The following is a 23,357-nucleotide window of genomic DNA, read 5'->3' on the forward strand; positions in this document are numbered from 1 at the left end:
TGGAACTGTCCGAAGTCGTACGGGAGTACGAGGGGTGCCGACGGCTCTCCACGGGGCTCCCGCGCGCCGTACGGATGGTTCCGCGGGGCGGGTCAGAGGCGGCGCGCACCTGCCGAGGGCACGGCGGTGAAGATGCCGGGGGCGGCATGGCCGGCCTCGGCGAAGGCCTTCTCGACGGCGGCGGCGACCGCGTCCGCCCGGTCGGTGTCGACGAGGACGACGGCGGAGCCGCCGAAGCCGCCGCCGGTCATCCGGGCACCGAGCGCCCCGGCGGCGTTCGCCGTCTCGACGACCAGGTCGAGCTCCGGGCAGGAGACCCGCAGATCGTCCCGGAGGGAGGCGTGTCCCTCGGTGAGGACGGGGCCGACGGCCCGGGTCTCCCCGGCGTCGAGCAGCGCGATGGTCCGCTCCACGCGCGCGTTGTCGGTGACGACGTGCCGCACGTAGCGCAGTACCGTCTCGTCGCCCAGCAGTTCGAGGGCTTCGGGCAGTTGCACGACGCTCACGTCACGCAGGGCCCTGGCGCCGAGCGCCCGCGCACCCGCTTCGCAACCGGCGCGCCGCTCGGCGTACGCGCCGTCGCCGAGCGCGTGCTTCACCCGGGTGTCGACGACGAGCAGCCGCAGCCCCTCCCGGGCCAGGTCGAAGGGGACCTGGCGGTACGAGAGGTCCCGGGTGTCCAGGTACAGGGCGTGGCCCTCCTCGGCGCAGGCGGAGGCCATCTGGTCCATCACCCCGCAGGGGACGCCGACGAAGGCGTTCTCGGCGCGCTGGGCGAGCCGGGCGAGCTCGGGCCGGGACAGCCCGAGCCCGAACAGGTCGTTCAGGGCCAGCGCGGTGACGACCTCCAGGGCCGCGGAGGAGGAGAGCCCGGCGCCGGTCGGCACGGTCGAGGCGAGGTGGACGTCCGCGCCGGCGACCGGGTGCCCGGCCTCCCGCAGCGCCCAGACGACGCCGGCCGGGTAGGCGGCCCAGCCGCCGCCGGACAGCGGTGCGAGGGAGTCGACCGCGAGCTGGACGATGCCGCCGTCGATGTCGGCGGAGTGCAGGCGCAGTACCCCGTCGTCCCGGCGGGCGACGGCGGCGACGGTGGTGTGCGGCAGCGCGAGCGGCAGCACGAACCCGTCGTTGAAGTCGGTGTACTCCCCGATGAGGTTGACCCGGCCGGGGGCGGCCCAGACACCGTCGGGGGCGGCGCCGTACAGCGCCTCGAAGTCGGCGGCGACGCTCATGCGTGGTCTCCTTCGTGACGCGCCCGCGCGAAGGCCCAGGCGTCGGCGACGACATCGGCCAGGTCCGGGCGGGACGGCGTCCAGCCGAGCCGCTCGCGGGCCGCCTCGGCGGAGGCGACGAGGACGGCGGGGTCGCCGGCCCGGCGCGGGGCCATGACCTCCGGGATCGGGTGCCCGGTGACCTTCCGTACGGTCTCGACGACCTCACGGACGGAGAATCCGTTGCCGTTGCCGAGGTTGCAGATGAGGTGCTCGCCCGCCGTCATGGCGTCGAGCGCGAGGAGGTGGGCCTCCGCGAGGTCGGCGACGTGGATGTAGTCGCGGACGCAGGTGCCGTCGGGGGTGGGGTAGTCGTCGCCGTACACGGAGATCGCCTCACGGCCGCCGAGGGCGACCTGGAGGACGAGCGGGACGAGGTGCGACTCGGGCGCGTGGCGCTCGCCGAGCGAGCCGTACGCGCCCGCGACGTTGAAGTAGCGCAGCGAGACGGCGGCGAGACCGTGGGCGGTGCACTCCCCGCCGATCATGTGGTCGACGGCGAGCTTGCTCGCCCCGTAGGGGCTGGTGGGGGCGGTCGGCGCGGTCTCGGTGATCGGGATGTTCGCCGGCTCGCCGTAGGTCGCGGCGGTGGAGGAGAAGACCAGCCTGCGGACGCCGGCGGAGCGCATGGCGGCGAGCAGGGCCATGGTGCCGCCTACGTTGTTCTCCCAGTACTTCTCGGGCTTGCCGACGGACTCGCCGACCTGCGAGAAGGCGGCGAAGTGCAGGACGCCGTCGTAGGAGTCGTCCAGCCAGCGGGCCGCGTCCTGGACGCGGCCCTCGATGAACTCGGCGCCCGCCGGGACGGCTTCGGCGAAGCCGGTGGAGAGGTCGTCGAGGACGGCGACCCGGTGGCCCCGTTCCAGGAGGTGGGCGGCGACGACGCTGCCCACGTATCCGGCCCCGCCGGTCACCAGGTACTTCCGCACTGCCTCGGTCACTTGCCTGCCACCTCTCGGATGCGCCGGGCCGCCGTCTCCGGCGGCACGTCGTTGCTGAACGCGCTCATGCCGGACTCGGTGCCCGCGAGGTACTTGAGCCTGCCGGACGTCCGGCGGACGGTGAAGAGTTCCAGGTGCAGGGCGAACTCCTCGCGGTCCGCACCGGTGAACGGCGCCTGGTGCCAGGCGGAGATGTACGGCGTCGGCGGCTCCTCGGGTCCGAAGATCCGGTCGAAGCGCCTCAAGAGTTCCAGATAGATCTGTGGGAACTCTGTGCGGGCCTCCTCGTCGAGCGCGCGCAGGTCGGGGACGCGGCGGGTCGGGTAGAGGTGGACCTCGTACGGCCAGTGGGCGGCGTACGGCACGAAGGCGATCCAGTGCCCGGTCTCCAGGACGATCCGCTCGGCGTCGGCGCGTTCCCGGGCGACGACGTCGTCGAACAGATTGCCTCCGGTGCGCGCCCGGTGCTCGGCCGCGTGCCGCTGCATGAGGGCGGTGCGGGGCGTGGCGGACGGGTAGGCGTAGATCTGCCCGTGGGGGTGGGCGAGGGTGACGCCGATCTCGGCGCCGCGGTTCTCGAAGCAGTACACCTGCTCGACACCGGGGCGGGCGGCGAGTTCGGTGGTGCGGTCGGTCCAGGCGTCGAGCACGAGGGCGGCCCGTTCGGGGGTGAGGTCGGCGAAGGAGGCCTCGTGGTCGGCGGTGAAGCAGACGACCTCGCAGCGGCCGGACTCCCCGGCGAGGGTGGGGAAGCGGTTCTCGAAGACGACGACCTCGTAGTCGGGGGCCGGGATCTCGCTCTGCCGTCCGTCGCCGGAGGGGCAGAGCGGGCACTCGCCGGCCGGCGGGTGGTAGGTCCGGCCCTGGCGGTGCGAGGCGACGGCGACGGAGTCCCCGAGGAGCGCGTCGTACCGGAGCTCGGTGGCGGAGGCGACGGGGTCGAGCGGCCGCGTGTCGACGGCGGTGCGGACGGCGTCGTCACGGGTGTCGTAGTAGATCAGCTCGCGCCCGTCGGCGAGCGTGGTGACGGTCTTCTTCACGGGGTGCCCTCCGGCGGTTCAAACATAACCACGCACAAGGAATCACATTCCAACATCACCGTCAACGGCGAAGCCCGGCCCCTCCCCCGAACGAAGGGACCGGGCTTCACCCGGAAGATCAGAAGGCCGGAAGATCAGAAGGCCGTAAGGCCGGAGGACCCGACCGCCGCGGGACCCGACGGGTCAGGGCGACGGACCCCGCTGCACCGGCACCGCACGGTCGAGCAGCCCCGTACGAGCCGCGAGGGCCGCCGCCTCCAGCCGCGAGCCCACCCCCAGCTTCATCAGGACCCGCTGCACATGGGTCCGGGCCGTGCTCGGCGCGATCCCCATCCCCTCCGCGATCAGCCGGGTGTCCTCCCCCTCCGCGACCCGGACGAGGACCTCCACCTCCCGCTGCGTCAGCAGCCGCAGCAGCCGCTGCCCCTCGTCGTCCGGCTGCGCCGAGGGGTGCAGCAGCTCCGCGAAGGCCGACTGGAGCAGCTGCGGCGCCACCGCCGACTCCCCCGCCCTCGCCTTCACCAGGGCGCGCTCGACACCCTCGATGCGCTCGTCGTGCCGCACGTACCCCGAGGCCCCGGCGGCGAACGCCGCCGCGATCCCCCGCGGCGAGGGCACCGGACCGAGCACCACCACGGCCACCTGCGGCCGCTCGCGCTTGATCCGTACGACCACGTCGAAGGCCCCCGGCTCGGCGGGGGCGGCCGTGCCCAGGAGACAGACCTCCGGCGCCCGGCTCACCACGAGCTCCGCCGCCCCCGCCACCGGCGCGGCCGCCGCGAGCACCCGGTGCCCGCGCAGCTTCAGCGCCGAGGCGAGCGCCTCCGCGAGCAGGCGGTGGTCGTCCACCACCACGAGCCGTACGCCCATCCCGGTCATCCCCCATCCTCCGGGCCGCCGTCCACCGGCCACCCGCTCGACCTCGAATTCCTCACCCACCGGCACCCCGCGCAAACGGCCCGGCGCGTCGGGGTGAACCGACGCGCCGGGCCGCGCGAACCTCACGGACATCCGTGCGATGTCAACGAGTTCAATGGGTGCTGAACGACACCGCCAGATACTCCTTGTCGTCCGGCGACGCCGACGCCCGCGGCTTGGAGAGCATCATGTCGGACATGAACACCCGCCCGTCGCCGTACAGGATCTCCGCGTAGCCCGGGGAGAACGACTTCTCCACATCGTGGCTGGTCTTGTCCGCCGGGTACTCCAGGAGGAGCGTCTCCTTCATCGTGCCGCCGTCGACGGAGACGATCCGGCCGCCCTGGTTGTAGGGCGGTTCCTTGTAGGCGATCAGGTTGCCGCCGTCCATGCGGAGCGGGGTCAGGGTGTACTTGTCACCCGCGTCCGCCTTCGCCGGCACCGTCTTCCCGGTGGCCAGGTCGAAGCCGATGATCTCGTTCGTCTCGTCGCCGAACTCCCCGGTGGAGCCCTCGTGCTCCTCGGTCGGCACGTACAGCCGGCCGTTGCCGACGAGGATCTTCGTGCAGGACTCGACCTTGGTCGAGCGGCAGCGGCCCGCGTACTGGTCGGCGTCCGCCGTGATCTTCGCCTTCAGCTTCCCGGTCTTCTCGTCGATGGAGAAGAAGTCCGAGATGCCGCTGCCGTCGCCGGCGCTGTCGCCGACGTCGGCGGCGACGACCAGCGGCTTGGTGGAGACCACGGACGCGTACTTGACGCCGGTCGGCATCTTGAACTGCGAGACCGGGGCGCCCGTCAGCGGATCGAGGTTCTGGATCATCACGTACTGGGCGTCGTACGTGCCGCACTTGCGGACCGCGACGAGACCCTCGCCGCCGCCGTACCCCAGGTCGTAGCAGCCCTGGTCGTTGGCCTGCGGCTTCCAGCGCGGGTTGCCGTTGGCGACGTCGAACGCGGCGCCGCCGTCGGAACCGCCGGCCGCGACCGTCTTCCCGCTCAGCGTGATCTCGCCGAACCGGACCTTCGCGTCACCGCCGGTGCCGCCCGTGACCGAGGTGGACCACAGCAGCTTTCCGGCGTTCAGGTCGACCAGGCCGATCTCGGTGCACTGCTGGTAGTAGCGCGGCGCGACGCGCTTCTTGGCCTCGAAGAGGATCGCCAGCTTGTTGTCGGCCGTCAGGTGACGCGAGCTGCCGCAGACCTGACCGGTCAGGGGCAGCGTCCACAGGACGGAGCCCTTGTCGCGGTCGTAGGCGGAGATCGCGTTGACGCCCGTCTTCACGAACGCCTTGTCGGTGAGCCAGGAACCCGAGACGTCGGTGACGTCCGGCACGACCGGCTGGTCCACCTTGAACGTCAGCTTCGCCTTGGCGTTCGCCGGCGGCTGCTCCTTGCCGCCGCCACCGACGCCCTTGGTGTCGCCGGAACCACCGCCGGTGGTCCCCTGTGAGGTTCCCGCCGTGCCCTTGGCCTCCTCGCCCTTGCCGCCGCCGTCACCGGAGTTGGCGTACCAGATGCCGGCACCGACGATCAGGACGACGGCGACGACCGCCGCGATGATGATCTGGAGCTGCGCCGACAGCTTCTTTCCGCCGCCGGGCGCCGCGGCCGGGACCGCGGCGGTGGGGGGCTGCTGATAGCCGTAGGGCTGCTGCTGCGGGTAGCCGTACGGCGGCTGGGCCGGCTGCTGGTAGCCGGCCCCGTAGGCCTGCTGCGGCTGCGTGGGGGGCTGCGCCGGATAGCCGTACGGCTGCTGCGGGTACCCGTACCCCTGGTCCGGCTGCGGTGCCTGCTGCGGGTAGCCGTAACCGGGCTCCGGCTGCTGCGGCGGCGGGGGTGTCGGCGCGCCGAAGCCGCCCTGCGGGTCCGGGGGCTGGTTCGGCGGCGGGGGTGGCTGCGTCATCGGTCCGTGTACCTCACTTGCTGAACGCCATCATCGTCTTGACCAGCTTTTCTTCCTTGTCGTTGGACGCGGAGACACGCCCGCTCGCCACGACGAAGGTGCCGGCGCCGTACGCGTAGCCCGGGCTGTAGAAGTTGTTCTCGACCTGGGCCGTCGTCGCCGGGTGCTGGAGCAGGACCTTCGGGGCGCCGCCGGTGGGGGCGATCGTCGCGACGGCGCCGCCCTTGTCGTACGACGGGTCCACGTAGACCAGGACCTCGCCGCCCTCCATGCGGAGCGGGATCATCGACTGCTCACCGGGCGCCTTGGAGCGCCACTTGGCCTTGCCGGTCTTCAGGTCGAAGGCGACGACCTCGTTCGGGGTGCCGTACGAGGTCTCGGTGGCCATGTAGAAGGTGTTCGCGTCGGCCGCGACTCCCGTGCAGCCCTGGAGGTTCTTGCCGAAGACCACGAAACCGCCGCCGCACGAGGGGGCGAACTTGTCCTTGCCGCCCTGGATCTGGGAGCGGAGCGAACCGTTGGCGTTGAGCGAGAAGATGGTCCACTTCTTCTGCTCGCGCTGGGTGGCGGAGACGACCAGCGGGTCGATCGAGTAGACCCGGTCCACCTCCCAGTCGGCCTCCAGCTTGAACGTCCACCGCGGCTTGCCCGTGTTCGGGTCGACCTCGCTGACGCCCTGGAGCTTCTTGGTGGTGCTGCCCGACGGGCAGTCCACGGCGGCGATCAGCTTGCTGCCGCCGGCGTACGCGACGGGCTTGCAGCCGCTGGTCGCGCCGGTGAAGAGCTGCTTGCCGTCGGTCAGCGAGAAGCCGTAGGAGCTGCTGGTGCCGGAGACGGTCACCGTGTTGCCGCTGATGGACAGGGTGTTGTCCGAGAAGGCGAAGAGACCCGTGGGCTTCGGGACGGCCTTCTTCCAGCCGGCCTTGCCGGTCTTCAGGTCGACCTGCTGGAGCGAGGTGCACTTGGCGCCGTCCTTGGCGCTCTCGGCGTAGGCGAAGACCATCACACCGTTCGCCGAGGGGTCCGCGGGCGCGGCGCACAGCTCGAACGGGACGTCGACCTGCCACTTCTTGGCGCCGTCGCTGAGGCTGTAGCCGGTGATGCCCTTGTACATGGCCTTGACGACGGTGTCGCCGACGATCCACGGACCGTGGACGTCGGCGCCGTTGCGGGGCAGGTCGACGTCGTTCTGGAGGAGCCAGTTGACCTTGGCCTCGCCGGCCTGGCGGCCTGCGTTGAGGTCGTCCTCGCCGCCCTTGGACCCGTCGCCCGAGCCGTCGCCCTTGTCCACGGACTCGGTGGGCTTGGGGACGCCGGAGGAGGAGCTCGCCGTGGCGGTCGGACCCGCGATCGGGTCCTTCTCGTCGTCCCCTCCGACGACGGCCCAGGTGGTGACGGCGGCCACCAGGACGGCTCCGGCCGCCACGGCGGCGACGAGACCGGTCCGGCCCTTGAGTCCGCCGCCGGAGGGCGGCGGGGTGGGGGCGCCCTGGTACATCGGCTGGGTGGGGTACCCGCCGTAGGGGTTCTGCTGCTGGCCGTACGGCCCCGGCTGCTGCGGCTGGCCGTAGCCGGGCTGCTGGCCCTGCTGCGGGTAGCCGTACGGCTGTTGCGGAGGCTGCTGGTCGTACGGGCCGGGCTGTCCCGGCTGGCCGTACGGGCCCGGCTGACCGGGCTGGCCCTGCTGCGGGTATCCGTAACCGGGCTGCGGCTGCTGGCCGTACGGTCCGGGCGCGGCGGGCGGCGCGGCCGGAGGCGCGCTCGGCGGCGCTCCGGGCGGGCCGGCGGGCGGCGGCGGTGTCTGCGGTGCCTGCGGCGGGACGGGCGGCACGGGCGGCGTGCCCTGGTGCGGGCCCTGGTTCGGATCCTGGGGAGCTCCGAAGCCCCCCGGCGGCTGGTTGCTGGGCGGCTGGGTCATCAGCAGTTCCCCCTTGACGTGAGCGGGTTTTCTTTCTACCACTCACGCGTCGGCGCAAAAGCGACCGGTCCGCCCCTTGTACCCAAGGGAGGACCGGCCTGTGATGCCCTCGTTATGCGTCCTCGGCCAGTTCGAGCCAGCGCATCTCCAATTCCTCGCGCTCGCCCGCGAGTTCGCGGAGCTCCGCGTCGAGCTTCGCGACCTTCTCGAAATCGGTGGCGTTGTCGGCGATCTGTGTGTGCAGTTTCGCCTCCTTCTGGGACACCTTGTCCAGCTGCCGCTCGACCTTCTGCAGCTCCTTCTTCGCGGCGCGCGAGTCGGCGGCGGAGACACCGGGCCTGGCCTGCGCGGGCGCGGCGGCGGGCGTCGGGACGGCCGCCTCGATCATCTTCCGGCGCCGCTCCAGGTACTCGTCGATGCCGCGGGGCAGCATCCGCAGGGTCTGGTCGCCGAGCAGCGCGAGCGTCTTGTCGGTGGTGCGCTCGATGAAGAACCGGTCGTGGGAGATGACGACCATGGAGCCCGGCCAGCCGTCGAGGAGGTCCTCCAGCTGGGTGAGGGTCTCGATGTCGAGGTCGTTGGTGGGCTCGTCGAGGAAGAGGACGTTCGGCTCGTCCATCAGCAGGCGGAGCAGCTGGAGGCGGCGGCGCTCACCGCCGGAGAGGTCGCCGACGGGCGTCCACTGCTTCTCCTTGGAGAAGCCGAACTGCTCGCAGAGCTGCCCGGCGGTCATCTCGCGGCCCTTGCCGAGGTCGACCCGGTCGCGGATCTGCTGGACGGCCTCCAGGACCCTGAGGGTGCCGGGAAGTTCGGTGACGTCCTGGGAGAGGTAGGCGAGCCGGACGGTCTTGCCGACGGTGACGCTGCCGGCCGCGGGCTGGATCTCGCCCTGGCTGACGGCGGCGTCGGCCAGCGCGCGCAGGAGTGAGGTCTTGCCGGCGCCGTTGACTCCGACGAGGCCGATGCGGTCGCCGGGGCCCAGCTGCCAGGTGAGGTGCTGGAGGAGGGTCTTGGGACCGGCGGTGACGGTCACGTCCTCCAGGTCGAACACGGTCTTGCCGAGCCGGGCGTTGGCGAACTTCATCAGCTCGGACGTGTCGCGCGGCGGCGGCACGTCGGCGATCAGCTCGTTGGCGGCCTCGATGCGGTAGCGGGGCTTGGAGGTACGGGCGGGGGCGCCGCGCCGCAGCCAGGCCAGCTCCTTGCGCATCAGGTTCTGCCGCTTGGACTCCTCGGTGGCGGCGATGCGCTCGCGCTCGGCGCGGGCGAAGACGTAGTCGGAGTAGCCGCCCTCGTACTCGTGCACCGCACCGCGCTGCACGTCCCACATGCGGGTGCAGACCTGGTCGAGGAACCAGCGGTCGTGGGTGACGCAGACGAGCGCGGACCGGCGCTCCTGGAGGTGCTTGGCCAGCCAGGAGATGCCCTCGACGTCGAGGTGGTTGGTGGGCTCGTCGAGGACGATCAGGTCCTGGTCGTCGATGAGCAGCTTGGCGAGCGCGATGCGGCGGCGCTCGCCGCCGGAGAGCGGGCCGATGACGGTGTCGAGGCCGTTCTCGAAGCCGGGCAGGTCGAGCCCGCCGAAGAGCCCCGTGAGCACGTCGCGGATCTTGGCGCTGCCGGCCCACTCGTGGTCGGCCATGACGCCGATGACCTCGTGCCGGACGGTGGCCTCCGGGTCCAGCGAGTCGTGCTGGGTGAGCACGCCGAGGCGGAGCCCGCCGCTGTGGGTGACGCGGCCGGTGTCGGCCTCCTCCAGCTTGGCGAGCATCCGGATGAGGGTGGTCTTGCCGTCGCCGTTGCGGCCCACGACGCCGATCCGGTCCCCTTCGGAGACGCCGAGCGAGACCCCGTCGAGCAGTGCACGGGTGCCGTACACCTTGGTGACAGCCTCGACATTGACCAGATTGACGGCCACTTTGACTCCTGTACGGGGGATCGATCGACGTCCCAGGGTACGTCGCCGGGTACGCACGACGACCTGCGCGTCGTGACGGGCGCCGCCGCCCCGGCCGAGGTGGGACACCCCCGGATCGGAAGGGGTCAGGCGGACGGCAGGACGGCCGCGCCCGGCGCCGGCGACGTCGCCACCCTCGCCGTACGGCAGGTGCCCGAGGCGATCAGGGCGGCGGCGACCGTCTCCGCGGACTCCGCGTCCTTCACCAGGAACGCGGTCGTCGGGCCCGAGCCCGAGACCAGGGCCGCCAGCGCGCCCGCCTCGGTGCCCGTGGTCAGCGTCTCGGCGAGCGACGGGCGCAGGGAGAGCGCCGCCGCCTGGAGGTCGTTGGCGAGGGCGGCCGCGAGCGCGGTCGTGTCGCCGCCGCGCAGGGCGTCCAGGAGGACCGGGGAGGCGGCCGGCTCGGGGACGTCGACGCCCTCGGTGAGCCGGTCGAACTCGCCGAACACCACCGGGGTCGACAGACCGCCGTCTGCGACGGCGAACACCCAGTGGAAGCCGCCGCCGACCGGCAGCTCCGTCAGCTTCTCGCCGCGCCCGGTGCCGAGCGCCGCCCCGCCGACCAGGCTGAACGGCACGTCGCTGCCGAGCTCGGCGCAGATCTCCAGGAGTTCCTCGCGGGAGGAGTCCAGGCCCCACAGCGCGTCGCAGGCGAGCAGGGCGCCCGCGCCGTCCGCGCTGCCGCCGGCCATGCCGCCGGCGACGGGGATGTCCTTGGCGATGTGCAGGTGCACGTCGGGGGCGATGCCGTGCCGGGCGGCGAGCAGCTCGGCGGCGCGCGCGGCCAGGTTGGTGCGGTCCAGCGGCACCTTGTCGGCGTCCCGGCCCTCGCAGGTGACGGTCAGGCCCTCGGCCGGGGTGGCGGTGACCTCGTCGTGGAGGGAGACCGCGAGGAAGACGCTGGCCAGGTCGTGGAAGCCGTCGGGGCGGGCCGCGCCCACCGCGAGCTGGACGTTGACCTTGGCGGGGACGCGGACGGTGACGCTTCCCGGGGCGGTCATGCCTTGGCCTCCGCGATCCGGGCGAACTCCTCCACCGTCAGTCCCTCGCCGCGCGCCTGCGGCGAGATCCCGGCCTTCACCAGGGCCTCCTCCGCCGCCGCGGGCGAGCCCGCCCACGTCGCGAGGGCCGCGCGCAGGGTCTTGCGTCGCTGGGCGAAGGCCGCGTCGACGACCGCGAAGACCTCCTGCCGGGTGGCGGTGGTCGCGAGCGGCTCGGTGCGGCGGACGAGGGAGACGAGGCCGGAGTCGACGTTCGGCGCGGGCCAGAAGACGTTGCGGCCGATGGACCCGGCGCGCTTGACCTCCGCGTACCAGTTGGCCTTGACCGACGGCACGCCGTACACCTTGTTGCCCGGCTTGGCGGCGAGCCGGTCGGCGACCTCCGCCTGGACCATGACGAGGGTCCGCTCGATGCTCGGGAACCGCTCCAGCATGTGGAGCAGGACGGGCACGGCGACGTTGTACGGCAGGTTCGCGACGAGCGCGGTGGGCGCCGGGCCCGGCAGTTCCTGGACCTGCATCGCGTCGGAGTGCACGAGTGCGAAGCGGTCGGCGCGGTCGGGCATCCGGGCGGTGATCGTGGCGGGCAGCGCGGCGGCGAGCACGTCGTCGATCTCGACGGCCGTCACGCGGTCCGCGGCCTCCAGGAGGGCCAGGGTGAGGGAGCCGAGTCCGGGTCCCACCTCCACGACGACGTCGTCGGGCCGTACCCCGGCCGTGCGGACGATCCGCCGGACGGTGTTGGCGTCGATGACGAAGTTCTGGCCCTTCTGCTTCGTCGGGCGTACGCCGAGGACGGCCGCCAGTTCACGGATGTCGGCGGGGCCGAGGAGGGCGTCGGGGCTTTCGGGGCCGGTGGTGGTGCTCACCGGTACAGCCTACGGGGCACCCGCGGGGGCTCACCCCGACTCACCCCGTCCCAGCCCGTCTCAGCCCGTCTCAGCCCGTCCCACCCCGGCTCACCCGTGCAGCCGTCGTCCGCAGTGGGGCCAGGGACTCGCTCCCCGCTGCACGTACAGCTTCTTCGCCCGGAACGTCTGCTCGGCGGCGGGCGCGTTCTGCGCGGTGCCGCTGCCGCCGAGGGAGCGCCAGGTGCCGGGGTCGAACTGGTAGAGCCCGCCGTACGTCCCCGAGGGGTCGACGGCGTTCGGGCGGCCGCCGGACTCGCAGGCGGCGAGCGCGCCCCAGTCGAGGCCGTCGGCGCCCGCGACGGAGGTGGGCATGGGCCTGGCGCCGACCCGGACCCGCCGGCTGACGGGTTCGCGGACGATCTCCTCGCCGATCCGGCGGGGCCTCTGCCTGACGCCGTTGACGGTCCGCAGGCTGTACGTGACGCGGCGGACGCCGGCCGCGCCCTGCCGGTCGACGACCTCGGTGCCGACGAAGAGCTCGGGGTCACGGGTCCGCTCGACGGCGTACGGCACGGCCTCCTCGCGCGTCACCTTCGAGCCGGTGATCCGCAGCACGGTGACCGTCTGGCCGTCGCGCGGGAAGGACTCGGGGACGACGGAGACGGCGTCCTGAGCGGAGAGGGTGATCCCGGCCTCGGCGAGGGCCTCGCGGACGGTGGCGGCGTTCGTCCGGACGGTCCGCTCGCGGCCGTCGGCGAGGAAGGTGATCGTCCGCTCGGTCCGTACGTCGAGGGCGAGACCGTTGCGGGAGATGGGGGCGCCGCGGGAGACCGAGAGGTACGCGCCCTCCGCGCGGACCCCGAGCTGGCGCAGCGCGCCGTCGACGGTCCGGGCGGTCGTCCAGACCTGGCGGCGCTGCCCGTCGAGGGTGAGGGCGACGGGGCGCCCGTACCGGACGACGATCTCGTCGCCGTTGGCCAGGGCCTCGGCGGGGGCGGGGGCGACGATGTCGTGGGCGCCGACGGCAAGGCCCTGGTCGGCGAGCAGTTCCTCGACGTCGTCGGCGAAGGTGTGGAGGGTGCGCGGGACGCCGTCGACGGAGAGCCGGACGGCCTTGTCGTCGGCGACGAAGGCGCTGGTGCCGCCGGCGAGGAAGGCGACGACGAGCGCCTGCGGGACGAGCCGCCGCAGCCCCTCCCCGGCGGGTCCCGGGGCCTTGCGGCGCCGGGCGGCCCGCCGGGAGACGGTGCGACTCCCCTGCCCGGGGACGACGAGCGGCGCGGCCTGGGTCGGCTGGTCGTGCACGGACAGGGCCGGGCCCCGTCGTCCGGCGCGGTGACTGCCCTGGGAAGTGCTCACGAGGCCGGGACCCTACCCGGGCGCCGCTCACGCGGTGCGTCTACCCGGCTACGACACGTAACCGTTATGGATCAGTAATCGAAGGCGCGGGCCGTGTTCACCGCGATCGCCTCCGCCATCTCGTTCTCGCCGATGCCGCGCACCTCCGCCATCGCCCGGAGCGTGACCGGGATCAGGTACGGGGCGTTGGGGCGGCCGCGGTAGGGCGCCGGGGTGAGGAAGGGGGCGTCGGTCTCGACGAGGACGAGCTCCAGCGGGGCGACGGCGAGGGCGTCGCGCAGGTGCTGGGCGTTCTTGAAGGTGACGTTGCCGGCGAAGGACATGTAGTAGCCCTTGGCGGCGCAGATCTCGGCCATGGCGGCGTCGCCGGAGTAGCAGTGGAAGACGGTCCGCTCGGGGGCGCCCTCCTCGTCCAGGACCCGCAGCACGTCGGCGTGGGCCTCACGGTCGTGGATGACGAGCGCCTTGCCGTGCCGCTTGGCGATCTCGATGTGGGCGCGGAAGGAACGCTCCTGCGCGGCGATGCCCTCGGGGCCCGTACGGAAGAAGTCGAGGCCGGTCTCGCCGACGCCGCGGACGTACGGGAGGGCCGCGAGCCGGTCGATCTCGGAGAGCGCGTCGTCGAGGGCGGAGTCGCCGCCCCCCTCGCGGGCCCCCTGCCGGGACCAGCCGTCAGGGTCGCCGAGAACGATCCGGGGCGCTTCGTTGGGGTGCAGGGCGACGGCGGCGTGCACGTGCTCGTGGGCTGCGGCGGTCTCCGCGGCCCACCGGGAGCCCTTCACGTCGCAGCCGACCTGGACGACCGTGGTCACCCCCACGGCGGCGGCCTTGACCAGCGCCTCCTCGACGGTCCCGGACTGGAGGTCCAGGTGGGTGTGCGAGTCCGCGACCTCCACGAGGAGGGGTTCGGGCAGCGGCGGCGGGGCGTCCTTGGCACTCATGCCCCCGATCGTACGAGGGTCGCGAGTGCCGGCGCGCGGGGATATGCCGGGCCCGGGGCGCGTGCGCCCCCGGCCCGGGGCGGGGCCGCTCCGGGGCTACTGGTGACGCCGGAAGGGGTGCAGCAGGTCGGACAGGTGCCAGTGGTGCGGCACCGGGGGCTCGGAGTCGCCCTCGGTCAGCTCCTGGCCGATGGGTCCGGCCGGCGAGACGGGCTTGGTCTCCTTCGATCCCCGCCGGTGCTTCTCCGTCGCGGCGATCAGGTCCAGCACCGACGACACCTGCCCGGCGCGCATGATCCTGACGACGTGACCGCCGCAGTTCATGCAGGTGGGACTGGACAGCGGGGACGGTACCCGCTCCCCGTCGGCCTTGTAGACGACGAAATTGTGGCCTGCGGCGTCGATGTGGTGCTCGATCTCGTACGCCTGCTCCCAGCCGTATCCACAGCGCATGCAGGCAAAGGCGTACGCCTCATGGGCGACGGATATGCCGGTGCCGGTGATCTCGGACATTCCAGCTCCTCTCCACTGATCCAGTGGACGCCTTTTCGGGCCGGAGCGCATCAGCGCGGGTCGAACCATGGAAGGCATTTGGCACTTCCCTTGCCAAGAGCCCTTTCAAGGGTCACGGCGCCGGGTTCGGCTTTGCCTTTCAGGTTAGTCCTTTACCGTTTCCGGGGCCCGGTCCAGCCGCGTTCTTTGCCGCCACGACGGCATCGAACACCTCGCGCTTGGGAAGCCCCGCGTCGGCGGCGACCGCGGCGATCGCCTCCTTGCGCCGCTCGCCCGCCTCCTCGCGCACCCGCACCCTGCGCACCAGCTCCTCGGCGTCGAGTTCGGCCGGTCCCGTCTCGGGGGCTCCCTCGACGACGACGGTGATCTCGCCCCGTACGCCCTCGGCCGCCCAGGCCGCCAGCTCGGCCAGCGGGCCGCGCTTGACCTCCTCGTACGTCTTGGTCAGCTCGCGGCAGACGGCGGCACGGCGCTCGGCACCGAAGACCTCGGCCATCGCGGCGAGGGTGTCGTCGAGCCGGTGCGGGGCCTCGAAGTAGACGAGGGTGCGGCGCTCGTCGGCGACCTCGCGGAGCCGGCCGAGACGCTCGCCCGCCTTCCTGGGCAGGAAGCCCTCGAAGCAGAAGCGGTCCACGGGCAGACCGGAGAGGGCGAGCGCGGTGAGGACGGCGGAGGGGCCGGGCACGGCCGTCACCTTGATGTCCTGTTCGACGGCGGCGGCGACGAGCCGGTAGCCGGGGTCCGACACGGACGGCATGCCCGCGTCGGTGACCAGCAGCACCCGCGCGCCGCCGACCAGTGCTTCGACCAGCTCCGGCGTACGGGCGGACTCGTTCCCCTCGAAGTAGGAGACGACCCTTCCCGTGGTGTGGATGCCCAGGGCACGGGTCAGCCCGCGCAGCCTCCGGGTGTCCTCGGCGGCCACGATGTCGGCGTTCTCCAGTTCGGTGGCGAGTCGGGGCGGAGCGTCCGCGATGTCACCGATGGGGGTCCCTGCGAGTACCAGCGTTCCTGTCACACGCCCCATCCTCCCAGCCCGGAGAGGCGACGCGCACAGGCGCGTTCCCTACGATGGCGCGGTGACCAGTACCGCACCCGAGGCCCTGGAGGGCCAGCACCCCATGGCAGAGCCCGTGGCAGAGCCCTCTTCGTGGCACCAGCGGCTCCGGCGGTTCGGCTACGTGCCGCCCGCCGGGAGCGCCGCCCCCATCGGGCTGCGGGAGCGGCTCGTGCCCTCGTACGTCCGCCCGTCCAAGCGGTTGATGTCGCTGCTCGGCATCGGCCCCGACCGGTCCGAACGGCTCTGGCGGCTGATGGCCTGGGGCGGTCCGCTCCTGGTCACAGCGGTCGCGGGGCTGCTGAGGTTCTGGAACCTGGGCAAGCCGAACGCGGTGATATTCGACGAGACGTACTACGCCAAGGACTCCTGGGCCCTGATCAACCAGGGGTACGAGGGGGCGTGGCCGAAGGACATCGACAAGACGGTCCTCAGCGACCCCGGCGCGGTCCTCGTGCCGACCGACCCCGGCTATGTCGTCCATCCCCCGATGGGCAAGTGGGTCATCGGCGTCGGCGAGAAGCTGATCGGCTTCGAGCCGTTCGGCTGGCGCTTCATGGTGGCGCTGCTCGGCACGCTGTCGGTCCTGATGCTGTGCCGGATCGGCCGGCGTCTCTTCCGGTCCACGTTCCTGGGCTGCCTGGCGGGTCTGCTGCTCGCCGTCGACGGTCTGCACTTCGTGATGAGCCGCACGGCGCTCCTCGACCAGGTGCTGATGTTCTTCGTCCTGGCGGCCTTCGGCTGTCTGGTCCTGGACCGCGACCGGACCCGTCAGCGGCTCGCGGGCGCGCTCCCGGAGGACGAGGAGGGCGTGCTGCGGCCGGACGCGGAGATCGCGGAGACACTGCGCCTGGGGTGGCGGCCGTGGCGGATCGCTGCCGGTGTGATGCTGGGCCTCGCGGCGGCGACCAAGTGGAACGGCCTGTACGTCATGGTGGGCTTCGGCCTGATGACGGTGCTGTGGGACGTCGGCGGGCGCCGGACGGCCGGCGCGGTCCGCCCGTACCTCGCGGTGGTCAAGAAGGACCTGGTCCCGGCGTTCGTGTCCGTCGTGCCGGTGGCGATCGCCACGTACCTGGTGACGTGGACCGGCTGGATCGTCAGCGACAAGGGCTACTTCCGGAGCTGGGCCGCCGACCAGGACAAGCTGGACGGCGGCGGGACCTGGGGCTGGCTGCCGCAGTGGCTGCGCAGCCTCTGGCACTACGAGTCCGAGGTCTACAGCTTCCACGTGGGCCTCACCTCGCCCCACACGTACGAGTCGAACCCGTGGTCGTGGATCGTCCTCGGCCGCCCGGTCTCCTACTTCTACGAGTCCCCCGCGCCCGGCACCGGCGGCTGCCCGGCGGGCACGAAGGAGAAGTGCGCGGCGGAGGTCCTGGCCCTCGGCACCCCGCTCCTGTGGTGGGCCGCCTGCTTCGCGATCCTGTACATCCTGTGGCGCTGGGCCTTCCGCCGCGACTGGCGCGCGGGCGCGATCGCCTGCGGCATCGCGGCCGGCTGGGTCCCGTGGTTCCTCTACCAGGAACGCACCATCTTCCTTTTCTACGCGGTGGTCTTCGTTCCGTTCCTGTGTCTGGCGGTGGCGATGATGCTGGGGGCGATCGTCGGGCCCGCGGGTTCTTCGGAGCGACGTCGCACATTCGGCGCGGTGGCGGCGGGCTGCATCGTTCTTCTCATCGTCTGGAACTTCATCTATTTCTGGCCCATCTACACGGGCACGCCCATTCCGCTGGACCAATGGCGGAACAGGATGTGGCTCGACACCTGGGTGTAGCGGGGGGGGGGAACGACGGCGAGAGGGCGCGACCGACGGTCGCGCCCTCTCGCCGTTGTCGGTGTTCACCCGTGGGGCACCCTTCCGCGGTTCCGGCGGATTCGTACAACCATCCGCGCGCTCACGAGTCGTACAGGGCGAGAACGCCGTAGGCGTGTTCGATTCGTTTCCAGGGGGACCCGCATGACTCACCGCATATCCCTGCGTGCCCGCGTGCTGACGGCCGCGGCCGTCACCGGGATGCTCGTACCCGTCGTCGCCGGCGCGGCACCCGCCTCCGCCGCCGCCGCGCCGCAGGTCAGCTGTACGTCCGGCAAGGCCGGACTCGCCGCCAAGCTGCAGCGGGACATCACCGCCGCCCTCGCCACGCGCGGCGGAACCGTGGCCGTCGGCCTGCGCGACCGCACCACGAACACCACCTGCACCCTGCGCGCGACGACCGCGTACGACTCGGCCAGCGTCGTGAAGGTCACCGTCCTCGCCACGCTCCTCTGGGACGCCAAGAAGACCAACCGGTACCTGACCTCGCGCGAGGCGGGCCTGGCCACCGCCATGATCACCAAGTCGGACAACGCGGCCACCACCGCCCTGTGGAACCAGCTCGGCATCACGAAGGTGAAGGGCTTCCTGGCGGCCGCCGGCATGACGCGGACGGTCCCCGGCACCGGTGGCTACTGGGGGCTCACCCGGATCAACGTCACCGACGAGCAGCGGCTGCTCTCGCTGATCACCGCCAGGAACACCGTCCTGAGTGACAACGCCCGCGCCTACCTCCACAAGCTCATGGGCCAGGTCGTCACCTCCCAGCGGTGGGGGACCCCGGCCGGCGCGCCCTCCGGCGTGGCCGTGCACGTCAAGAACGGCTGGCTGCAGCGCGCCACGCGCGGCTGGCGGGTGCACAGCGTCGGCACCTTCCAGGGCCGCGGCCACGACTACACCATCACCGTGCTCACCGACGGCAACAGCACGATGAACTACGGCGTGACCACGATCCAGGCCGTGTCCAAGGTCATCCACCGGGATCTGATCCCGACCGCACCGGCCGCGACCCGGTACGCCCCGACCACCACGCCCCAGGAGGCGTACATCGCGGTCCCCCGGGGCTGACGGCCTTCTCTCCGTGTGACGGAGAAGACCACAGTGGCTCGACACACGCATGGGGCGCTGCTTGACTCGTGGGTCCACACGGGGAGGGGAGCGCAACCATGCGCAGTGGAGCCAAGGTCGCGATCGTCGGCGGTGTGTTCGCCGTCGTGGCGGGCGGGATCGGATACGGGGGCTACAACCTCTGGAACGGCGTCATGGGCGGAGAGAAGTCGCCGGAGACCAGAACCGCCGCCGGGCCGAGAACCGGGCCCGTCACGGGCGAGGAGATCACCACCACCGCGCGGGACTTCCTGGCCGCCTGGGCGGCCGGGGAGCCGGAGAAGGCCGGGCAGCTGACGAACGATCCGGTCACGGCGGGGCCGGCCGTGGCCGCCTACCGCGACGGCGCGAGCATCTCGAAGGCCGTGATCACGCCGGGGACGCCGGTCGGGACGACCGTGCCGTTCACGGTGAACGCCACGATCACCTACGAGGACGTGTCGAAGCCCTGGTCGTACACCTCGCAGCTGACCGTCGTCCGGGGGCAGACCACCGGCCGGGCGCTGGTGAAGTGGGCGCCGTCCGTGCTCCACCCGAAGCTCCTCACCGCCGGCGCCGCACTGCGCACCGGTGTCGCGAAGACGCCCGCGGTGAAGGCCGTCGACCGGAGCGGCGCCGAGCTGACGGCCGAGAAGTACCCCTCGCTGAAGCCCGTCCTCGCCACCCTGCGCGAGCGGTACGGGGCGAAGGCCGGCGGCGAGACCGGCATCGAGACATGGATCGACTCGGGCAGCGCGTCCGTCCCGGACTCCACCCTCCTCGTCCTGACGAAGGGGAAGCCGGGCACGCTGAGGACCACCATCGACGCGGAGGTCCAGGCGGCGGCCGAGAAGGCCGTGAAGGCCTACGGGAACGCCTCGGTGGCCGCGATCGAGCCGTCGACGGGCGCGATCCGGGCCGTCGCCAACAGTCCGGCCACCGAGTTCAACACCGCGTTCCAGGGGGCCCAGGCGCCCGGCTCGACGATGAAGATCGTCACGGCGGCGATGATGATGCAGAACGGCCTGGCGACGCCCGAGACCAAGGTCGAGTGTCCGCCCACCGTCATGTCGCGGAGCACGACCTTCCAGAACCTCAAGAAGTTCAGCATCAGCAACGGCACCCTCACCGAGGCCTTCCGCCGCTCCTGCAACACCGCCTTCATCAAGGCGATCGGCCCCCTCAGCGACAAGCACATCGCCGACACCGAACTCGGTGCCACCGCCCGCGACTCCTTCGGCATCGGCCAGGTCTGGCAGGTGGGCGTCACCGCGTCGGACGGCAGCGTCCCCGAGTCGGCCGGCAGCGAGACACCCGCCTCGTACATCGGCCAGGGCAGGATCACGATGAGCGCCCTGAACGTCGCCTCGCTCTCCGCGACCGTGAAGAACGGCGGCTTCCTCCAGCCGTACCTGGTGGCCCGGGACCTCGACGACCGCGAGTTCGCGAAGGCCGAGCCACTGTCCGGCGAGGTCGCCAGGGGGCTGCAGAAGATGATGAACGCGGCGGCGACGGCCGCCGACGGCACCGCGCTCCGCGCGATGTCCGGACTCCCCTCCCCGAAGGGCGCGAAGACCGGCTCCGCCGAGGTCGACGCGCAGGACAGCTCCAACAGCTGGTTCACCGGCTACTCCGGCGACCTCGCGGCCGCGGCGGTCGTCCAGGAGGGCGGGCACGGCGGCGACTCGGCGGGCACGGTCGTGGCGAAGGTGCTGCGGGCCGGCTGACCCACCCCTCGGAACCCGGTCGCATGGCTCGTACAACTACCGCTAGCGTGCGGGCCATGACCGCTGACGACAGCACATCCCTCGCCCACCCCCGGTTCGCCGCCGCACTCGGGGAGCTGGGGCTCGACGTCGAGATCCGCCGCTTCCCGGACGAGACCCGCACCGCGCAGCAGGCCGCCGAGGCCATCGGCTGCGCGGTGTCGGAGATCGTGAAGTCCCTGGTCTTCGCGGCCGACGGGGTGCCGGTCCTCGTGCTGATGGACGGCGCCTCGCGGGTGGACGTCGAGCGGGTACGGGCGGAGCTGGGCGCCGAGCGGGTGACCCGGGTGGACGCGAAGGTGGTCCGGGAGACCACCGGGTACGCGATCGGGGGCGTCCCGCCCTTCGGGCACCGCACCCGGACCCGGGTCCTCGCCGACCGGGGCCTGCTCGACCACGCGCTGGTGTGGGCGGCGGCGGGCACCCCGCACACCGTGTTCGCGCTCGACCCGAAGTCCCTGGTGGCGCACGCCGGCGGGACCCTGGTCGACGTCCGCGAGCCCTCGGCGTGACGCCCCTCGTCACCCTGGCCGTCCTTCTCGCCGCGGTCACGCACGCGAGCTGGAACGCGCTGGCGCACCACATCAAGGACCAGTTGCTCTCGTTCACGCTGATATCCGGCGGCGGCGCGCTCATCGGCCTCGTCACGGCCTTCTTCGTACCGCTGCCCGCGGCGGAGGCCTGGCCGTACCTGGTGGTGTCGGCGCTGCTGCACGTGGGCTACATGGTGCTGCTCATGCGCTCGTTCTCGCTGGGCGACTTCGGCCAGATGTACCCGATCGCCCGCGGCACGGCCCCGCTGGCCGTGACGGCGCTCGCGGCGGTGTTCGTGGACGAGATACCGGACGGCTGGCAGCTGCTGGGCGTCGCGGTGGCGTCCGCGGGCCTGACCGGCCTCGCCCTGTGGGGCATCCGGGGCAAGGGCGCCCGGCCCCACTGGCCGGCGCTGCTCGCGGCGGGCGCGACGGGCCTCGCGATCGCCCTGTACACCGTGGTGGACGGGGTCGGCGTGCGCGCCTCGGACACTCCGCTGGGCTACATCGCCTGGCTGATGCTCCTGGAGGGCCTGGCGATCCCGGCGTACGCCCTGTGGACCCGCCGGGCGGCCCTGCTCCCCCAGCTCCGCCCGTACGCGGGGCGGGGTCTGCTGGGCGCGGCACTGTCGGTGTGCGCGTACAGCCTGGTGCTCTGGGCGCAGACGAAGGCTCCGCTGGCCCCGATCGCGGCGCTGCGCGAGTCCTCGATCATCGTGGGCGCGGCCATCGGAGCCCTGTTCTTCAAGGAGCGCTTCGGCGGTCCCCGCGTCGCCGCGGCGGGCCTGATGGTGGTCGGCATCGGGCTGATGCTGCACGCGGGCTGAGCCGGGGCGGACGTCCGCGTCAGCCGCCGACGCCGACGCCCACGCCCGCACCGGGAGCAGGACCGCCGTCCCAGGACGCGCGGAAGAAGTCCGTACGGACGCGGCGGAAGCCGGTGTGGCCGGTGGCCTGGGCGTGGGAGAGGCACCAGACGGCGGGTCCCCGCCCGTCGTCCGCCGCGCCCGAGCAATCGAGACAGGTGGTGCACTCGGCCTCGGTGACGGTCCCGCTGCCCGTCCGGTCGGGGCGCAACGCCCAGAGCCGGGGCCGCCGGGCGGTCCGGCGGTACGCCCCCGCCGGAGTCATCTCGCCCCTCCGCCCGGGACCGTCGGAGCCGAGAGGGCCGGTACGGCCGGGCGGTGCCCCGGCGAGGTCGGTAACGACCGGCGGACCGGGCCGGCACGGCGGACGCCAGGGTTGCTCACGTCGACGCTCCTTCGAAGCGGTGGCCACGCCCCGGCCGTTCGCGCGGTCGCCGGGGTCTTGCTGTTTCTCCTGCGGACCAGCAAGATCAACTCACCGTCACGGTCGCGGTACGGCACGTGATCGCCGTCACAGCATGCCCGCGCACGCCGGAAGAATGCAAGGTGCGTCCCCGCCCCCGTCGCCGTTCGCGACCCGGTCCCCGTCGGCGTTCGTGACTGGTCCCCGTCGTCGTTCGCGACTGGTCCGCGTCGCCGTTCGCGACTGGTCCGCGTCGCCGTTCGCGACCCGGTCCCCGTCGCCGTTCGCGACCGCGTCCGCGACGGCAAGCGACGCTCCCCCGCCCCGTCCGTCCCTCAGTCCCCCAGCACCTCCGCGAAGTGCCTGTTCACCGCCAGCAGGCCGCCGTCCACGCGCAGGACCGTGCCTGTGATCCAGGACGCGTCCGCCGAGGCCAGGAAGGCGACCGCCGCCGCCACGTCCTCCGCGGTCCCCACCCGTGCCAAGGGGTAGACCCGGTCGGCCAGGGCCCTCAGGTCGCGGTCCCTGCCCGACCACGCCGTCGTCGCGATCGTTCCCGGGTTGATCTGGTTCACCCGCACCCCGCGCCCCGCCGCGTCGCCCGCGAGCGTGCGGGTCAGCGACGCCAGGCCCGCCTTCGCGGCGCTGTAGGCGTGGTTGCCGAAGTCCGCCTCGGCGTTGACCGAGCCGATGTTCACGATCGCCCCGCGCCCGCCGGCCGCCGCCAGGTGCGGCAGCGCCGCCCGGGAGCAGCGGACCGCGCCCATGAAGGTGACGTCGTGCTGGACGGAGAACACCGCGTCCGGCTCGTCCTCGAAGCGGTCCCGGTCGGGCCCTACCGGGCCGAGCGCGTTGTTGACCAGGACGTCCAGGTGGCCGAAGGTCTCGACCGCGTACGCCGTCGCGCCGTCCACCGAGGCCTGGTCGCCCACGTCGCAGTGCCGGTGCTCCGCGCCCGGAATCCCCGCCGCCGTCTTCCGCGCCGCCTCCTCGTCCACGTCCGTGACCAGGACCCTCGCCCCCTCCGCCGCGAGCCGTCGCGCCGTCGCCGCGCCGATGCCGCGCGCCGCGCCCGTGATCAGTACCGCGTATCCGCCGAAGCGTTCCCTGAGGTCCATGCGCCGATCCCAGCACCCGGGTCCGGGCCGCGCCAGACCGCCGCGAGATCCCGTTCGGCTCCGACCGCGCCTCCGCGCGGGAGGAGAGCACGGCCGCCG

General features: G+C 72.6%; 20 protein-coding genes. 5 read left to right on the forward strand and 15 right to left on the reverse strand.

From position 1 onward, the window contains the following. Positions 1 to 92: 92 nt before the first annotated feature. The 13 genes from galK to rsmI form a co-directional block, all read right to left on the reverse strand. A complete protein-coding gene (gene galK / locus OG392_RS15270; protein ID WP_329279615.1) occupies positions 93 to 1,232 on the reverse strand; it encodes a galactokinase in 1,140 nt (379 codons plus the stop codon). Next, positions 1,229 to 2,212, reverse strand: a complete 984-nt coding sequence (galE, locus tag OG392_RS15275) for a UDP-glucose 4-epimerase GalE (protein ID WP_329279617.1) — start codon at positions 2,210 to 2,212, stop codon at positions 1,229 to 1,231. The genes galK and galE overlap by 4 nt, the downstream gene beginning before the upstream one ends. Continuing rightward, positions 2,209 to 3,252 carry a galactose-1-phosphate uridylyltransferase gene (galT, locus tag OG392_RS15280; RefSeq protein WP_329279619.1) on the reverse strand — a complete coding sequence of 348 codons (1,044 nt, stop codon included), beginning with the start codon at positions 3,250 to 3,252 and terminating at the stop codon, positions 2,209 to 2,211. The genes galE and galT overlap by 4 nt, the downstream gene beginning before the upstream one ends. A gap of 183 nt (positions 3,253 to 3,435) precedes the next feature. Continuing rightward, positions 3,436 to 4,122: a response regulator transcription factor gene (locus OG392_RS15285; protein ID WP_329287289.1), complete on the reverse strand. Its 687-nt coding sequence runs from the start codon at positions 4,120 to 4,122 to the stop codon at positions 3,436 to 3,438. 160 nt (positions 4,123 to 4,282) lie between these two features. Then, a complete protein-coding gene (locus OG392_RS15290) occupies positions 4,283 to 6,073 on the reverse strand; it encodes an outer membrane protein assembly factor BamB family protein (RefSeq protein WP_329279621.1) in 1,791 nt (596 codons plus the stop codon). Between the two features lie 13 nt (positions 6,074 to 6,086). Next, complete coding sequence (locus tag OG392_RS15295) at positions 6,087 to 7,991, reverse strand: outer membrane protein assembly factor BamB family protein (protein ID WP_329279623.1); 1,905 nt, start codon at positions 7,989 to 7,991, stop codon at positions 6,087 to 6,089. A gap of 112 nt (positions 7,992 to 8,103) precedes the next feature. Continuing rightward, positions 8,104 to 9,909 carry an ABC-F family ATP-binding cassette domain-containing protein gene (locus OG392_RS15300; RefSeq protein ID WP_329279624.1) on the reverse strand — a complete coding sequence of 602 codons (1,806 nt, stop codon included), beginning with the start codon at positions 9,907 to 9,909 and terminating at the stop codon, positions 8,104 to 8,106. A 125-nt stretch (positions 9,910 to 10,034) separates the two neighbouring features. Then, positions 10,035 to 10,949, reverse strand: coding sequence for a 4-(cytidine 5'-diphospho)-2-C-methyl-D-erythritol kinase (locus tag OG392_RS15305; RefSeq protein WP_329279626.1), 915 nt, complete (start codon positions 10,947 to 10,949; stop codon positions 10,035 to 10,037). Further along, positions 10,946 to 11,818, reverse strand: coding sequence for a 16S rRNA (adenine(1518)-N(6)/adenine(1519)-N(6))-dimethyltransferase RsmA (gene rsmA / locus OG392_RS15310; protein WP_329279628.1), 873 nt, complete (start codon positions 11,816 to 11,818; stop codon positions 10,946 to 10,948). The genes OG392_RS15305 and rsmA overlap by 4 nt, the downstream gene beginning before the upstream one ends. A 90-nt stretch (positions 11,819 to 11,908) precedes the next feature. Continuing rightward, positions 11,909 to 13,159 (reverse strand): ubiquitin-like domain-containing protein, encoded by a 1,251-nt coding sequence (locus OG392_RS15315; RefSeq protein WP_329279630.1) that lies wholly within the window; start codon positions 13,157 to 13,159, stop codon positions 11,909 to 11,911. Positions 13,160 to 13,230: 71 nt separating this feature from the next. Continuing rightward, positions 13,231 to 14,100 carry a TatD family hydrolase gene (locus OG392_RS15320; RefSeq protein WP_329279632.1) on the reverse strand — a complete coding sequence of 290 codons (870 nt, stop codon included), beginning with the start codon at positions 14,098 to 14,100 and terminating at the stop codon, positions 13,231 to 13,233. A gap of 96 nt (positions 14,101 to 14,196) precedes the next feature. After that, positions 14,197 to 14,613 carry a hypothetical protein gene (locus OG392_RS15325; RefSeq protein ID WP_329279634.1) on the reverse strand — a complete coding sequence of 139 codons (417 nt, stop codon included), beginning with the start codon at positions 14,611 to 14,613 and terminating at the stop codon, positions 14,197 to 14,199. Positions 14,614 to 14,752: 139 nt separating this feature from the next. Then, positions 14,753 to 15,640, reverse strand: coding sequence for a 16S rRNA (cytidine(1402)-2'-O)-methyltransferase (gene rsmI, locus OG392_RS15330; protein WP_189833481.1), 888 nt, complete (start codon positions 15,638 to 15,640; stop codon positions 14,753 to 14,755). Positions 15,641 to 15,692: 52 nt separating this feature from the next. On the opposite strand from rsmI, the gene OG392_RS15335 reads away from it, so the two are divergent. The 5 genes from OG392_RS15335 (at position 15,693) to OG392_RS15355 (ending at position 21,698) form a co-directional block, all read left to right on the forward strand. Continuing rightward, positions 15,693 to 17,447: a dolichyl-phosphate-mannose--protein mannosyltransferase gene (locus OG392_RS15335; RefSeq protein ID WP_329279636.1), complete on the forward strand. Its 1,755-nt coding sequence runs from the start codon at positions 15,693 to 15,695 to the stop codon at positions 17,445 to 17,447. 183 nt (positions 17,448 to 17,630) lie between these two features. Further along, complete coding sequence (locus OG392_RS15340) at positions 17,631 to 18,554, forward strand: serine hydrolase (RefSeq protein ID WP_329279638.1); 924 nt, start codon at positions 17,631 to 17,633, stop codon at positions 18,552 to 18,554. A gap of 98 nt (positions 18,555 to 18,652) precedes the next feature. Next, positions 18,653 to 20,299, forward strand: a complete 1,647-nt coding sequence (locus OG392_RS15345) for a penicillin-binding transpeptidase domain-containing protein (RefSeq protein ID WP_329279640.1) — start codon at positions 18,653 to 18,655, stop codon at positions 20,297 to 20,299. A gap of 56 nt (positions 20,300 to 20,355) precedes the next feature. Then, entirely contained in the window at positions 20,356 to 20,850 is a 495-nt protein-coding gene (locus OG392_RS15350; RefSeq protein WP_329279641.1) for a YbaK/EbsC family protein, read from the forward strand. Beyond that, complete coding sequence (locus OG392_RS15355; protein ID WP_329279643.1) at positions 20,847 to 21,698, forward strand: DMT family transporter; 852 nt, start codon at positions 20,847 to 20,849, stop codon at positions 21,696 to 21,698. The genes OG392_RS15350 and OG392_RS15355 overlap by 4 nt, the downstream gene beginning before the upstream one ends. Before the next feature lie 19 nt (positions 21,699 to 21,717). Here the strand turns inward: OG392_RS15355 and OG392_RS15360 are convergent, their stop codons facing one another. Then, positions 21,718 to 22,002 carry a DUF7848 domain-containing protein gene (locus OG392_RS15360; protein WP_329279645.1) on the reverse strand — a complete coding sequence of 95 codons (285 nt, stop codon included), beginning with the start codon at positions 22,000 to 22,002 and terminating at the stop codon, positions 21,718 to 21,720. Positions 22,003 to 22,475: 473 nt separating this feature from the next. After that, the gene (locus tag OG392_RS15365) at positions 22,476 to 23,258 is read right to left on the reverse strand and encodes an SDR family NAD(P)-dependent oxidoreductase (RefSeq protein ID WP_329279647.1); all 783 of its coding nucleotides are present in this window, start codon (positions 23,256 to 23,258) and stop codon (positions 22,476 to 22,478) included. Positions 23,259 to 23,357 lie beyond the last annotated feature (99 nt).

Source organism: Streptomyces sp. NBC_00691 (assembly GCF_036226665.1).
GTDB lineage: Bacteria > Actinomycetota > Actinomycetes > Streptomycetales > Streptomycetaceae > Streptomyces.